The sequence below is a fragment of the Flavobacterium psychroterrae genome (genome assembly GCF_018380615.1).
GTDB lineage: Bacteria > Bacteroidota > Bacteroidia > Flavobacteriales > Flavobacteriaceae > Flavobacterium > Flavobacterium psychroterrae.
In genome coordinates this window covers 145,579-160,302 of the sequence record NZ_JAGYVZ010000014.1, presented here as the reverse complement: position 1 = coordinate 160,302, position 14,724 = coordinate 145,579, and the positions used below count along the sequence as shown (strand labels likewise).

The following is a 14,724-nucleotide window of genomic DNA, read 5'->3' as shown; positions in this document are numbered from 1 at the left end:
TTTTGAGGTGGTCACTTTGAACCGGAATCAACTGATCTCTTTTACAAGAATAGGGTGGTCACTTTAAACCGGAATCAACTGATCTCTTTTACCGGAATGGTATGCTCACTTTTGCCAGAATTTGCATTTGGCCTCCTGATGTAATCTCTTTTCGGTGTCAAAGATGGTTTCCGCTTTAAGGGTTGGCTTTTTAAGTGTTTTCGTTTGCCTCATTACGCTAATTTTTGGTTTAGATCGTCAATTGTTTTTTGAATTTGTTGTCTGATATAAGGCTCTTGAACATTTTTTATCTGTTGAAGCAATAATAATTCTAACATATCGGCTTCGTGGAATTTTAGAGAAACTTTTATTTTCTTTTTAGCGTCGAAATGATTCTTTTTTCCTTTTGCCAATACCGCTTTTGCATCGAGTTTAGCAGCAACATCCAACGCAATTGATAAAACTGCTTTATTTCTGCGAGTAATGGCATTTGTGTTATAAACTGCCTCAATAGTTGCTGCGATTATTATGGCGTTTTCGGGTGTTAATCTTAAATCTATTTTCATGTTAACTTTTCTCCTAATTTGTTTAAATATTCCAGTTTAGCGATACAGTATTGATATGTGTCAATATCATAAACTCCTTTCTTTACCTTAAAAAAGTATTGATTCCTGGTATGATCTAAAAATATGTCAACACCCAAATGATTACCTACAGGCTTACGTAATTTCCATTCAGTCTCAAACCACGCTCCATAACCTCTGGTTTTTTCTAATGTTCGATCTTTTATTAATTTTTCAACTAAGACTTTTCCACACTTGGTTTTGTGAAAGTCAGTTAAATAACAAATACGACCATTGCTCAATATGTTTTCCTTCTTTAGTTTTTTTAGAAGGGTTTCTTTGCTTGTAATTATTTTCATGATTCCAAATTTTTGATTTGATATTCTAATTGTTCGCGAAGTATATCGTCTGGTGTTTTAACACGAGCTAGAAATATAACTGCGTATTCAAATCCTCGGTCAGGAGATTCACTTTGATAAAGAGAATAAGGATGTGTAGAAAAGTCTCCGGGTAGCAGAAGATTATTAACATAAACAAATTTCCTGATCTTCATATTCAGTTCGTATTTATGCAAAGGATAATGCGAATTAAATCTCGCTTCGTGTTTTGTAAATTCATTATTCATTTAACATTCTGTTTTAGGCTCTGTTAATCGTTTTCCGCATTCTATGCAAATGAGTACTGTGGTTTCACAACCACAAGTAACTTCTAGCACTCTTATTTCGGCTATGTCGTGTGGACATTCTTCCGTAATACTATAAATCTTCATATTTAATGCCTCAGACCACAATTGGAACAGTAAAGGCTTCCGTTTTTTTCTTTGACAGGCATCTCGATTTCACATTCGAAGCAATGAGCTTTAAATAGCCATTGATCTTCTTCTTCTTGTTCTGCTAATTCCATTTTACAAACGAGATATATCACCGTTATAAAAGCAGTAACTAAGGCAATAAAGAAGGCTATTAACAGTGCGATAAATATTAAAAAGTAAGTCATGTTATTTATATTTTTTAACTACCATTAATTCAAAACAACTGATCATTTTTGAAAGCTCCGTTTCGCCCATTTCTTTAAAGACTTTTTAACTGGCGATTTATCACTCTTTAAAAAATCACTAAGCCTGTTTAAGTCTGGAACTTCGCCCCACTTTTCATTAGGCACAACCCATTGAAGTGTTCGTAAGTGAGATAAGATCATTTTGTGCTGCTGATTATTATTGTCAAACAGACCCCAATTAGAATTGCTTTGCTTTTTGCCACTATTTAAAATGTTTTCAAGCTGTTTTTTGGGTTTGTTGTAGTTGTCTACAGCGGAACCGGTTCCGCTGTAGACTTGAGGGGTTTTAGCTTTGATCATAGCTCGTTTACTTTATTAGTTGCGTCACATCCTTTTTCAAATCCTGCTGCAAAAGCTTCGTCATGTATTGTTTGCAAATAATCCTGACCGTCTATTAATTTTTTAATAGCCTCTGATAAAGGATCATCTGTATTTGTTTTTATGGTTTTCATTAATTCGTCAAATGCTAATAGTTTGTTGAAGTTTTTCATATTGTATTATATTTTGTATGTTGATTTCGGGTGCTTTTTAAATCTTGGATTATCTATAATTATCGTCTTGTAAACAGTGAATGCTTTTTTTTCGATTTGGGATAGCGAATCCAAAGGATTTGGAACTATCCATTGTGTCTCAGATACCTGAATTAAAAGATGTCCGTTAACGCTATATTTGCTGTGATCTTCTATTGGTATTATTTTTACGGTCATTTTGCCAAAGTTTATAGGTTATTCTAATTTTAAATTTTAGCCACTCAGTATAAGTGGCTATTGGCTTTCGGTTGGTTATTATTAGCAGGACCCCTAATAATATGATCGTACTTAGATTATTACTACTCGGTTGCATCGTCCTGTGGTAACAAAAAACTTAGATCAAAATTTTCGGGAAAAGGTATTGAAGACATTGAAAGAGGTAAGTTTTGTTCTATTCCAACGTTGTTTTTAAAACTTGCTTTAATATACCAACTGGATAACTTCGGGTTATATGCGTTTTCGATGATTTCAACGCCTTCAATCAATCCAATATCGTTATACTCATTTGCCATTTGCTTTAGTTCTAAGACTCTTTTTGGATCAAGATTTCCTTTTTTATCAGGACGCAACAATCGATTAATCTGATTTACTAATCCTGCCGTTTTTTTATCGCTAATTAGGGAGTTGATGAAACTTTTTACTTTTGCTACTCCTATAAAAACATCATCAGTATAGCCGGCATTTTCATTGTAACCTATTATAATACTTGTGCCTTCCTTAGTAGTGAAAGTGTGGCTTTTTTGATCTGTTTTCTCGCTGTAAGCTTCAAGTTTCATTTCTAACATCGACTTGATTTCCTTAAAAATATGTGATTTGATTCTCACGCCTTCGTCAGACCACTTTTTAAGCTCATCAAAATATAATGGTATGCTTTCAGACTTCAATTCTTCTAATGTTGCTTTGATGTCCGCTTTTGCATTTTGTCTTTTAACAAGTTCAGCTCTTAAGTCTTTTTCGGAAAGATTATTTAAATTGATAACCGGTGTTTTAATTTCTGTGTTCATAATTATTAGTTTATTATTTTAAAATCTTTTACTTCTATTTCGTTAGGAGATATTATTGAGTATTGAATGTTGTATCTAAATTTATCCCTGAGCTCAATAATAAATTCGTTCTGTAAATCATAGTTATAAGGAATTATTACTGTCTTTTGTTTGCCGTGGTATTCGAAGAACATTTTTATTTTTTGATGCAACTTGTACCGTCTGTTTTCTTCAGGAGTCCTTTTTCTTTTAGGGGGCTTCTTCGGTTTTATTTTATCTTTTATCATGGAATGATCTTTTTAGTTTTAATATCTTTTTAAATGCTCTAAAAAGTGGCTCTGTGCATTTCCTTTCCATTGGTTTTTGATAATCAGATTAAGACAGTAAGCAATTTTTTCCTCTATCGATTGGGCAACAATTGCTTTTCTTACCTCGCTTTCGTTATGTTCTCCTTTTAGATAACTTAAGTATTCAAACCTCGAACCACGTTCCTGATTAATTTCTATTCGCTCGCCCTGAGTGAAAATTTGTTTTCTTCCTTTTTCCTGCTCTCTGGTGCAGAACTGCAAAACCAGATAAAGCAATTCTAATCTCTGTAATGTTTCAGTTTCAGTCATAAATTAGTTTTGGCTTAAGATGTTAAGGACCCGGGTTCCCTTTACTTTTCGTTTCACGATTGGAGCAAGTAGCGGCATAGGTCGTATATTGAAAAGATTGAGTGTACATTCGCTGTAACATTTATTATAATCGGATGCAGTTACATTAGGATTAGTGTAAATCTTGGTCAGATTTATAAATTCAGCTTCACATTTCGTCAGTTCAATTCTGAACCAGGCGTTGACAGAACTGTTTGCCAACACCTGCTGAAATTGTCTTTCCGTTGTAGTCACACTAATACACCAATTGCTATATAAATTAAAAATCATTGATTCGTACTGCTCTGGTGTGATCGCTAATTTTGAATGGATTGTTGTCATTGTTTTTGTTTTTTTTAGTTTTTCTCTGAACCTCTTAATTTTTCGTAGCCTTCCTGCCAAACTATATAAGTCCCGCCGTTGGGTCCTATTGTCCTTCCTTTGCACGTTGCTAAATATCCCGACACGAATATTTTTTTGTTTGCATCGTACATAATCTTTCTTTCTAACTCGGAATATGGATTGTTACCAAGTGCCATTCCTGCAATTATGATTATTTTTTTATTCTTGTATTTCCTTGTAAACTCAAAGTACTGATCCAGATTCTCGAAAAAATAAGATGCTGAATTAATCAAAACGACCTGAGGACTATTTCGCCGATCGAGGTAGTTGCACAAATCTTTGTAATTATAACTTGCTGCGACGTAGTTGTCTTTAACATCCTGCATGTTTTTTTGGCTCGTCCTTTTTATGAAATCATCATCGTCCAATTCCTCTTCAAGTTCATTATGTATACCTTTCAATTCTTTGCAAAAGGCTTTAACAATATCTAACAGCAAGTTACTTTTACCAGAACCTGAGCCACCCCAAACAAACCAAACCCCTCTATCCTGTGGATTACCGAAAGCTTGATATAACTTTGGTGCAATATTTTCGAAATCTATGAGTGTTACTTTTTGGTTAACAATGTTGCCGACTGTTAGGGCTTTTTTCATGCAAACATTTGGGTTGGTAGGTTTAGCACTTTTCTAACAAATTGTTCGTTGAGTTTTTCGCCTGTTCTGTCTGCCTCTCGTAATGCTGGCACTAAGGCGTCATGTAATTCTCCATAATTTTCACAAACTCGTTGCAAAAATGATCTTAGTGGTCTGTCTTCTACATTTTCCAGAAATCCTTGAAAGTTTTTATCAATACTTGGTAAAACACGTATTCCAAATTTTATACGGCGATAGAACTGACGCATACCTGCTTTTTTACGTTTTCTCAGTTTATCCAAATTGTCAATTAATTCGTCAGTGCCAATAAGAACTATTGAACAATGTCCTTTTAAGTCGTCTGTAAGCTCTTTCATCATTGAAAGCGTTGGTTGCTTCATATATTCACATTCATCAAAAATCAATTGGGGCTTTAAACTTTCGAATTTTTGCTTTTGCATAAACTTTACAATCGCATTAATGTTTTTGCTTTTGGTTTTAGAATGCGGAATTTTAGCTTTGTCCAAAATCTTGTCAATTAGGTCTGAAAGGTTATCAGAACTACCAACTTTAATTATAAAAGTGTCCAAAGGATGTTGTGCAGCAAATAGGTTTGAATTAAAAGTTTTTCCGCAACCTGTTTCACCGATAACAGGGTTAATTGTACCATGTTCTTTTGAATCTTCTAAAATTGCCATCATAGCGGTCATTTGTTTAGTTACTACTGGTTTCCAATATGTTTTCTTTAATGCTAATCCAATAAAGGATGCCACTTTTTCAAACCATTTAGGTGCAATTTCAGTTGGTCCAATTTTGAAACTTTTATTTCGCATATTTGAGATATACGACTCATTAACACCTGATTTTTTAACAAAGTCATTAGCTGACATTTCATGTTGTGATAAGTAGTTTTCTAACTCGCTTACAATTTGATGTTTTAGTTCTTGTGTCATGGTTGTAGGTATTTGTTTATGTCTGTTTTTTGATTGTAATAGTCGTCCTGTTCTTGCTGCCAAGTCTTATTCGCTTTTGTTTCGATTATTGTTTCCTGCCTTTCCAATATTTTAGCGCCTTTGTGCTGTAAGCGCTGTCGACTTTTCTGGTCTTTATGTTGTCCCCTGGAATCAACTATTAAATGTTTCGCCAACGTGTCACTCAGTAAAGTGTTTTCGAAGAGATTTTCTAGTAATAGAGCATTTTCCTCACGTTCATTTGTGATGTATTCAATTGCACGCTTATTATAGTCACTCACTCGTTTTAACTGTCCAGCATCCGCTTCGCTTCGATCATCCAAAGCCATAGCCTGAATATGCTTTCTTTCTAATAAGAACCTGTGCTTATAATCTTTGCTTACCGCCAGAACCTGATCTATATTTTTAGAATCGTATAGTATTTCCCAATCCTGATGCCCTTGTTTTCTGAAATCTAAATCAAAACTGTCGTACACTTCCTTAACACCGTCAATCCTAACGTTTAAGCCTGATCCTACTAACTTGTTGGTAAGTCCTGATTTTTTACCTAATGCCAATAAGAAATTTTCATTTGGCATTGTAAGTTTTAAATCTTCAGGAACATTTTCCCAATTGCTCACATACTCGTCGACTTTTTTACCTCTCTCAGCACGAATGATGCTTTCTAGTTGTTGCCTGCATCCCTGTTCATCTGGAAAAAACTTACTAATCTTATTGATCATTTCTGAATTTGGTTGATTCTTAGAACCGCTGTTGATGTTATAGCCGCTCCAATTATCCATTAACCTGCAATATGTTTTGTTTATATGGCTGAAATACGGCTCAATGATTTTTGATTTAGCGTTCTTAACTTTTGCAGGTGTATAAATATGCGCACATGCCTGATAAACGGGTGTAAGTACTTTACTTTGATAGTTATCACTTTGCAACTGTCTTGGATTCATTCTTTCACCAAATAGCTCAGCAGTGTGGTTAATCGCATTTCGTAAAGCTTCTTTAATAAGTTCCCGTGATTCGTGAGAACCTATTGCATAACCAATTGGATATTTGTTGAAAGCGTCAAGAACAACAACCATTGTTAACCTGTTGTGATACGTCGTTGTGGAATATCCGCGTTTATCGACTGAAGTGTTTTGATATAAAAGTTCTGCGTCCCATCCGTCAAGTGTCCAATACAACATTGGTGCGGTTGGAGCTTGTCTTTTGTTTTGCATCAAAATGTTATTAGACAATGCCGAAACTCCATTTCTACCAGCATAAATAACAAGGTTTCTTTCTTTTTTACGATTTCCAACTGTTTGCGCTGTAACTGTAGGCCAATTCATTTTTTCAGCAACGATGTTGTATAAATTTGCTACCAGTTCATTATCTAAATTGGTGTGCTTAGCCAGCAATTCATCTATCAAGGCTTCCTGCTCACGTTCCTTTAATTTCAGAGCGTTTTGCGTTCCGTATTTATCGGAAATGATTCCAGCATAGCCTTCCTTCAAATATTTATTTACCTTAAATCTCAAAGAACTCTTTGTAGTTGGTAACTTGTGATCAACTTCGGTGAATGCGTTTACATCACGGCTCAAGCTTTCCCAAATATCAACCGTTGTACAACCTAATGTTTTTAAATACTGCTTACGATTTGTTTTCATTAGCAACACTGTATTAAGAACTGAGGACTGAAAAACATATTTTTGAATCACTGCCGGGTCAAGCTTTACTTTTTCACCATACTGATAGGCTATATAAAAATTATATGCTTCACGATCTGCGATATAATGCTGAGCAAACCAACTTTTTTTAATTTCTTCATTTGGCTTTCCAAACTTTACTGCTAATTCATCTTTCCACTCCTGAGTTATCGACGAATGAAGGATCAGAGCGTCACAACCTAATGAAGCACGGCGCAGTTCGGTTTCAGTGCTATTTTTCGAATTAAGCCGTTTGTATAGTGCGTTATAACTTATGAGTTTTAAACTGTCCGCATGAAAACATCGTTCGAAGCGATCATAAACTAAGTATTTAATTTTAACACCTAATTTTTTGTCGTGATATTCGTAAGGCGTTTCCAAACTAAAGTGATTTTAAAAGCTTTGTTACTGCCTCGTGCATAATCTTATAGTCCTTTTTAACCAGATCGCTCATCTCACTATTTCGGTTTCCTGCTAGGCTCATTCTGATGAAGCGGAGAGAGAATCCATACTTTTCTTTAATGCGAGTAAGGATTTCCGTATTGTGGTTACTTTTCGTTTTTGTATGTTTGTCCATAGTTTTGTTTGTTCTTTTTAACGGAACAAATATATACACAAATTGTTTACCAACAACATAAAAATACACTTTTTGTTTACAAAATGGATAAAAAACTAATAATCAATAAGATACAAGATGCATATCAAATGTCAAAAGATGGTGATTTTGCTGAATTTCTAGGTATATCGAAACAATCTCTATCGAATTGGAAGAGCAGAAACACCTATGACATTGAATTGCTGTACACGAAATGTGTAAATATTAATCCTGTTTTTTTATTGACTGGCGAAGAGCCTATAAAATTAATTTCAGAAAAAAATAGCTTGAAAGAAGAATTTCACAATAATAAAGATTCCCAGATATTCAAATTAAAAACGGACGAAGTTGTCCAGAAGCAGTCGGTACCTTTATATGATATACAGGCATCCGCCTCTGTCGTTTCACTTTTTAAAGATCATATTGGAGAAAAACCTATTGATCATATTACAATTCCAAATCTACCAAAATGTGACGGCGCTATTTATGTTAGTGGTGACAGTATGTATCCATTACTAAAATCCGGAGATATAATAATGTACAAAAAAGTTGAAAATGCTTTAGATGCGATATTTTGGGGTGAAATGTATCTGGTATCGATAACAAATGACTATGGAGATGAATTTGTAATGGTAAAGTGGTTGCATCGATCAGAACTAGGGCACGATTTTGTTAAGCTTGTTTCTGAAAACAGGCACCATCAACCAACAGAGTTTCATATCAAAAATATTAAAGGTTTGGCGTTAATTAAGGCTAGCGTTAGAATAAATTCGATGTACTAAAATATAATCGTCTCATTATTAGTTATTTAACTTTTATAACATCTGATTTTTATGCATTACGGGGTATCTTTAAAGCTGTTTTTTGAACATTTATGGCTTTAAATAGACATTACGGGGTATTGCTCAATAAAATTTCATACAACAATTAGGCTACCCATTAGGCTACCCATTGGGCTACGCATAACTAAAAAGTTACTTTTATGAGATATACGTTAATTTATTTTAAACAGCTTATAAAAACTAATTTTCTACTTCCGAAAAACTCTTTAATACCAAGCTTTTAACTGTATCTACAGTATATTTACCGCTCAGTAATACATCGCAGCTTAAATGGTACTTTAAATTCTTTTTAAACGGTACTTAAATGGTACTTAATGATACCTGTTGTACATTTGAATTATTCAAAAAAAAACTCCCACATTTCTGTGAGAGCCTTATTTTATTGGAGTTTTCGACCTTTTTTGGTTATAGTGTTATTGTTTATTTTAATTTAGTGCCTATATTAAATACTTTTATTTTTTATATAAGCGATCCACTTTTCTACTTCATCTTTTATTTCAACTGCATTATGTTTTGGATAGTGTTTTTTTACATATTCAAAGAATTCTGTTCTAGTATTACCTGTTTCCCATTCCATAACACTAAGATAAAGCATTGGCCATTTTTTAGTCTGCTGCATAAATTCATATAATGCAAAATAGGGAGGTCCGTAATACAATGAATTCTCAATAAGTTCATCATAGAAAGGTCTTGTAAAAGCCTTTTTTAGATCTCTGATAATTTCATAAGGGATACGCTGCCTGCTCCCTTCGCGAATTGCTGTTGCGAAGACAGACATACTTTTGTCCTGAAAAAAGGTATAAAGATAATTACGAAATTCCTCTTCCATGATATCACAGAGATCCTGGCTGTAAAAAGCATATTCTTCTTTGAATAGTTCTAGCGAGAAATTACCGGAATGCTTGTTTTCGATAAATTCAATTACTTCCATTTCTAAGGCAATAATCTTTTCAAGAGAAGGGCTTCCTACGAGTCCCGCAACAGCTATAATATACTTTGGTTTGGAAAACAACTCAAAAAAATTACTTTTAAAAAAGAGTGTCTTTCTTTCAAAAGTTACCTGCACATACAAAGGATGTGTCATGATTCTACCCAATGGAACTTGTTTCAGTTTTTCGTTGAAATAGGTTTTATAGCTTATTTTAGATAGTTTGTTCATATTGTTTTACGGAATTGTTTGATCTGATATTGGTTATAATATACTTAAAATCGGTACAAATATAGATAAAGTTTTTATAAAATATAAAATTATAAAAACATTTTGTTATCTTAGCATTATGAAAGTTACTAGCGAATGATAAAGGATGGTGAACATTAAAGAAAGTAGTATGGCAAATAAAGAAGTTAATGAAGAGATAAATGAGAAGAGAAGAATTACTCCGGAGAAAGCCTTGGAAATGTTAAGGTCTGAAGGACTGGATGTAACGCTTGAACAAGCTAAGAATATTTTGGATTTTTTGCGTAAATTAGCAAATATTACAGTAACTAAGTATTTAAAAAGAAGAGGATGAAAATGATAGCAGACTTATATGTAAGAGTGAGTACCGATGAACAGGCAGATAGGGGATATTCCCAAAGAAATCAGGAAGAAGTACTGCGTAAATATTGTGAAATTAACTCCATTGAGATAAGGGACGTGATTTATGAAGATCACTCGGCAAAGACCTTTAACAGACCCAAATGGAATAAGTTTTTGCAAAATTTAAAAAAGCACAAAAACAAAATTGATCTTGTTTTATTTACTAAATGGGATAGGTTTAGCCGTAATGCTGGAGATGCTTATCAAATGATAAATATCCTCAGGAAACTTGGTGTAGAGCCGCAAGGTATTGAACAGCCACTTGATTTTACTATTCCTGAGAATAAAATGATGCTCGCTTTTTATCTTGCTGCTCCTGAGGTAGAGAATGATAGAAGGGCACTTAATACTTTTCATGGTATGCGTAGAGCAAGGAAAGAGGGAAGATATATGGGATATGCTCCTGTGGGATATATTAACAAGGTTAAAGAAGATGGGACTAAGTATATTGCATTTGACCAGCCTGAGGCATCTATTTTGAAGTGGGCTTTTGAAGAGCTTTCAAAAGGAATTTTTAATACAGAACAGGTTCTTTGCATGGCAAAAGAAAAAGGTCTTAAAGCAAGTAAAAATAATTTTTGGAGAGCTATTCGTAATCCTCTTTATTGTGGTAAGATCGTGATTCCAAAATATAAAGATGAAGATCTCGCCTATGTAACAGGTCAGCATGAACCTTTAATATCGCAGACTCTGTTCTATAAAGTGCAGGACATACTTGACGGAAGATCAAAAACATATTTGCCAAAAGCAATTACTACTAAGCCGTTTCCATTGCGTGGATTTTTTACTTGTCCGGAATGTTCAAAGATATTAACGGCAAGTATTTCCAAAGGGCGTACTAAGTATTATCCTTATTATCATTGTAGTGCAGGCTGTAAATACAGGATAAATTCTGATACGGCTAACGAGGTATTTATAAAGAATTTAAAACAGTATGTTCCCATACCGGAGATAAAAAATCTCTATATTTCTGTTTTATCAGAATGTTATAGAGAGCAGACCAAAGAAATATATGAAGAAAAGCTTAAAATAATAGCCCAGCTTAAGGATTATGAAAAAAGGCTTTCGCATGCCAGAGATTTATTAGCAACACAACAAATCGATGCTTCAGATTACAGAGACATGAAATCTGATTATGGGGCAGTAATTAATAGACTGGAAATTAAATTAGCAGGTATTAATGTAGATGATCAAGATATTGATGAAATATTAAAAGTCGGTGTAGAAAACCTCTTGAAGCTCAATGAATACTATGATAGTGGGGATTGGTCTCAATCAAGAGATTTGATTGGTTCGATTTATCCTGAGAATTTCACTATTTCAGAAAATCAGTTTCGAACCACTAGAATCAATGAAGTTTTGCAAGTTATCTACTTGATTAATAGTAGAATATCAACAAATAAAAAAGGGACAAAGAAGACTTTTTCTTCTTTGTCCCATGTAGTAGCGGGAACAGGACTCGAACCTGTGACCTTCGGGTTATGAGCCCGACGAGCTGCCTACTGCTCTATCCCGCGATGTTTCGGGTGCAAAGATACGCCGATTTTCTAGAAATCCAACGAAAACTTTAAAAAATGTTTTATTTTCTGTATTGAGTTGATATGACTACCTTTGCACATTAAATAATACACAAATGTCACATAAAGCAGGTTTTGTAAACATCATCGGGAATCCAAACGTTGGAAAATCAACATTGATGAACGCCTTTGTTGGAGAAAGATTATCAATTATTACATCAAAAGCACAAACAACTCGTCACCGTATTCTTGGAATCGTGAATGGCGAAGATTTTCAACTTATATTATCGGATACTCCCGGAATCATCAAACCCGCCTATGAAATGCAGGAATCGATGATGAACTTTGTAAAATCGGCTTTTGAAGATGCTGATATCTTGGTATATATGGTCGAAATAGGGGAGCAGGATTTAAAAGATGAAGCTTTTTTTAATAAAATCATTAATGCAAAAATTCCGGTTTTGTTATTGCTGAATAAAATCGACAACTCAAATCAGGAACAATTAGAGGAACAAGTAGCTTTTTGGACAGCGAAAGTACCAAATGCCGAAATTTTCCCAATATCCGCTTTACAGAATTTTAATGTACCGGAAGTTTTCGGGAGAATTATTGAATTGTTGCCGGAATCTCCAGCATATTATCCTAAAGATCAATTAACGGACAAACCGGAACGTTTTTTCGTAAACGAAACCATTCGTGAAAAAATCTTGTTGAATTATAGTAAAGAAATTCCATACGCTGTTGAAATCGTTACAGAAGAATTTTTTGAAGACGAAAATATTATCCGTATCCGTTCGATTATTATGGTAGAACGCGAAACTCAAAAAGGAATTATTATTGGACATAAAGGTGCTGCTTTGAAAAAAGTGGGCGTAGATTCTCGTGCCGATTTAGAGAAATTCTTTGGGAAACAAATTCACATTGAACTTGTTGTAAAAGTGAATAAAAACTGGAGAAGCAACGCGAACATGTTGAAACGATTTGGGTATAATCAATAGTTGCTGTTTAATCGGTTAATTGTTTAATAGTTGAATTGGTAAAATGTTTCAAGTTTCAAGTTTGAAATGTGAAATTGGAATGGTTAAGTTTTTTTGTTCAGGTTTCAAGTTTCAGGTTGAAATGCGAAATGATGACCGACAAAGCTCTTGGTACCCTGAAGCCATAGCCCTGATAGAAGTGGAATCCTTTGTGACGCTTTTTAGCGGAGCAAAAGATTGAAACGGATTGCTTAGCCAGTTCGCATTTTCAGGCTCGGGTGCAGGAACAGCCATTAAAAATAATCCTTATATAACAGGAAAAATAATAAAAAACTTAGGTACTTAGAAACTTAGCGACTTAGCCACTTTTTTACCTACCTTTGCAAAAAATTAAAATAAAGTATTTTGGATTACAAGTGATTAGGTTTTTAGACAACTAAAAATCTAAAATCTAAAATCTAAAATCTAAAATTCAAAGAAATGAATAACATTGTTGCGATAGTAGGAAGACCTAATGTAGGGAAATCAACCCTTTTTAATAGGCTGATACAAAGAAGAGAAGCTATTGTAGATTCGGTTTCTGGAGTTACCAGAGATAGAAACTACGGTAAAAGCGAGTGGAACGGAAAAGAGTTTTCTGTAATTGATACCGGCGGATACGTTCGCGGTTCTGATGACGTTTTTGAAGGAGAAATTAGAAAACAAGTAGAATTAGCTATCGACGAAGCTGATGTTATTATTTTTGTGGTTGATGTAGAAGAAGGTATTACACCAATGGATGACGTTGTTGCGCGCTTATTGCGTAAAGTGACAAAACCAGTTTTATTGGCTGTAAATAAGGTAGATAATGCAATGCGTGAAAAAGACGCTCTTGAGTTTTATAATCTTGGTTTAGGAGATTATTTCACATTTGCAAGTATTTCAGGAAGCGGAACAGGAGATTTATTAGATGCTTTAATCGATTCATTTCCAGTGAAACCGGAACCAGTTCAGGAAGAGGTTGTTTTACCTCGTTTTGCTGTTGTGGGACGACCAAATGCTGGTAAATCAAGCTTTATCAATGCTTTAATTGGCAAAGAACGTTTCATGGTAACGGATATTGCAGGAACAACCCGTGATGCAATTGATACAAAATTTGACCGTTTTGGTTTTGAATTTAACCTGGTTGATACTGCGGGAATCCGTCGTAAAGCTAAAGTAAAGGAAGATTTAGAATTTTATTCGGTAATGCGTTCAGTTCGTGCAATTGAGCATGCAGATATATGTATCTTGATTATTGATGCAACCCGCGGATTTGAAGGTCAGGATCAAAGTATTTTCTGGTTGGCTGAAAAAAACCGTAAAGGTGTTGTGATTTTAGTGAACAAATGGGATTTAGTTGAAAAAGATACTATGTCTACACGTGATTACGAAGCTAAAATTAGAGAAGAATTAATGCCTTTTACAGATGTGCCAATTTTGTTCGTTTCGGCTTTAACAAAACAACGTTTATTGAAAGCATTAGAAGCTACTGTTCAGGTTTTTGAAAACAGAAAACAAAGAATCCCAACTTCTAAATTCAATGAATTTATGTTGAAAGTGATCGAAGCTTATCCGCCACCAGCGACAAAAGGTAAATATGTAAAAATTAAATATTGTATGCAGTTGCCAACTTTAACGCCTCAGTTTGTGTTTTTTGCAAATATGCCACAATATGTTAAGGAACCATATAAAAGATATCTTGAAAATAAAATTAGAGAAAATTGGGATTTTTCAGGAGTGCCAATCGATATTTATATCAGAGAAAAATAAAATAAAAAGTCCTCACAAAGAGGACTTTTTTTATGCCTTGTTGATAATCG

The 14,724-nt window shown here is 34.2% G+C and carries 17 protein-coding genes and 1 tRNA gene; 5 read left to right on the top strand and 13 right to left on the bottom strand.

What is annotated here, in order from left to right:
• Positions 1 to 212 precede the first annotated feature (212 nt).
• From KHA90_RS15785 to KHA90_RS15735, 11 genes are all read right to left on the bottom strand, one after another.
• The gene (locus KHA90_RS15785) at positions 213 to 545 is read right to left on the bottom strand and encodes a hypothetical protein (protein ID WP_213302488.1); all 333 of its coding nucleotides are present in this window, start codon (positions 543 to 545) and stop codon (positions 213 to 215) included.
• Positions 542 to 901 carry a hypothetical protein gene (locus KHA90_RS15780; protein WP_213302485.1) on the bottom strand — a complete coding sequence of 120 codons (360 nt, stop codon included), beginning with the start codon at positions 899 to 901 and terminating at the stop codon, positions 542 to 544. Before KHA90_RS15780 ends, KHA90_RS15785 begins: the two co-directional genes overlap by 4 nt.
• Entirely contained in the window at positions 898 to 1,167 is a 270-nt protein-coding gene (locus tag KHA90_RS15775; RefSeq protein WP_213302482.1) for a hypothetical protein, read from the bottom strand. The genes KHA90_RS15780 and KHA90_RS15775 overlap by 4 nt, the downstream gene beginning before the upstream one ends.
• A 413-nt stretch (positions 1,168 to 1,580) precedes the next feature.
• Complete coding sequence (locus tag KHA90_RS15770; protein ID WP_213302479.1) at positions 1,581 to 1,898, bottom strand: hypothetical protein; 318 nt, start codon at positions 1,896 to 1,898, stop codon at positions 1,581 to 1,583.
• Positions 1,895 to 2,089, bottom strand: coding sequence for a hypothetical protein (locus KHA90_RS15765; RefSeq protein ID WP_213302474.1), 195 nt, complete (start codon positions 2,087 to 2,089; stop codon positions 1,895 to 1,897). The genes KHA90_RS15770 and KHA90_RS15765 overlap by 4 nt, the downstream gene beginning before the upstream one ends.
• 338 nt (positions 2,090 to 2,427) lie before the next feature.
• On the bottom strand, positions 2,428 to 3,132 hold the full coding sequence (locus tag KHA90_RS15760) for a DUF3164 family protein (protein ID WP_213302471.1): 705 nt from the start codon (positions 3,130 to 3,132) through the stop codon (positions 2,428 to 2,430).
• Between the two features lie 5 nt (positions 3,133 to 3,137).
• Positions 3,138 to 3,398: a hypothetical protein gene (locus KHA90_RS15755; protein WP_213302468.1), complete on the bottom strand. Its 261-nt coding sequence runs from the start codon at positions 3,396 to 3,398 to the stop codon at positions 3,138 to 3,140.
• Between the two features lie 18 nt (positions 3,399 to 3,416).
• Complete coding sequence (locus KHA90_RS15750) at positions 3,417 to 3,728, bottom strand: hypothetical protein (RefSeq protein ID WP_213302465.1); 312 nt, start codon at positions 3,726 to 3,728, stop codon at positions 3,417 to 3,419.
• Between the two features lie 374 nt (positions 3,729 to 4,102).
• Entirely contained in the window at positions 4,103 to 4,741 is a 639-nt protein-coding gene (locus KHA90_RS15745) for a hypothetical protein (protein ID WP_213302462.1), read from the bottom strand.
• Entirely contained in the window at positions 4,738 to 5,673 is a 936-nt protein-coding gene (locus tag KHA90_RS15740; protein WP_213302459.1) for an AAA family ATPase, read from the bottom strand. Before KHA90_RS15740 ends, KHA90_RS15745 begins: the two co-directional genes overlap by 4 nt.
• Positions 5,670 to 7,754 (bottom strand): hypothetical protein, encoded by a 2,085-nt coding sequence (locus KHA90_RS15735; protein ID WP_213302456.1) that lies wholly within the window; start codon positions 7,752 to 7,754, stop codon positions 5,670 to 5,672. The genes KHA90_RS15740 and KHA90_RS15735 overlap by 4 nt, the downstream gene beginning before the upstream one ends.
• Positions 7,755 to 8,033: 279 nt before the next feature.
• Between KHA90_RS15735 and KHA90_RS15730 the strand changes: the two genes are divergently transcribed.
• On the top strand, positions 8,034 to 8,750 hold the full coding sequence (locus KHA90_RS15730) for a LexA family transcriptional regulator (protein WP_262899368.1): 717 nt from the start codon (positions 8,034 to 8,036) through the stop codon (positions 8,748 to 8,750).
• A 502-nt stretch (positions 8,751 to 9,252) separates the two neighbouring features.
• On the opposite strand, the gene KHA90_RS15725 is transcribed toward KHA90_RS15730, so the two are convergent.
• The gene (locus tag KHA90_RS15725; RefSeq protein WP_213302450.1) at positions 9,253 to 9,969 is read right to left on the bottom strand and encodes a hypothetical protein; all 717 of its coding nucleotides are present in this window, start codon (positions 9,967 to 9,969) and stop codon (positions 9,253 to 9,255) included.
• Positions 9,970 to 10,138: 169 nt separating this feature from the next.
• On the opposite strand from KHA90_RS15725, the gene KHA90_RS15720 reads away from it, so the two are divergent.
• Entirely contained in the window at positions 10,139 to 10,321 is a 183-nt protein-coding gene (locus KHA90_RS15720; RefSeq protein ID WP_213302447.1) for a hypothetical protein, read from the top strand.
• Positions 10,318 to 11,874 carry a recombinase family protein gene (locus KHA90_RS15715; protein ID WP_213302519.1) on the top strand — a complete coding sequence of 519 codons (1,557 nt, stop codon included), beginning with the start codon at positions 10,318 to 10,320 and terminating at the stop codon, positions 11,872 to 11,874. Before KHA90_RS15720 ends, KHA90_RS15715 begins: the two co-directional genes overlap by 4 nt.
• On the opposite strand, the gene KHA90_RS15710 is transcribed toward KHA90_RS15715, so the two are convergent.
• A tRNA-Met gene (locus KHA90_RS15710) sits at positions 11,834 to 11,906 on the bottom strand. The two genes, KHA90_RS15715 and KHA90_RS15710, sit on opposite strands and share 41 nt — an antisense overlap.
• Positions 11,907 to 12,022: 116 nt before the next feature.
• Here KHA90_RS15710 and era point away from each other — a divergent pair.
• Both era and der read left to right on the top strand, forming a co-directional pair.
• Entirely contained in the window at positions 12,023 to 12,904 is an 882-nt protein-coding gene (gene era / locus KHA90_RS15705) for a GTPase Era (protein ID WP_213302444.1), read from the top strand.
• Positions 12,905 to 13,363: 459 nt separating this feature from the next.
• Positions 13,364 to 14,674: a ribosome biogenesis GTPase Der gene (gene der / locus KHA90_RS15700; RefSeq protein ID WP_213302441.1), complete on the top strand. Its 1,311-nt coding sequence runs from the start codon at positions 13,364 to 13,366 to the stop codon at positions 14,672 to 14,674.
• Positions 14,675 to 14,724 lie beyond the last annotated feature (50 nt).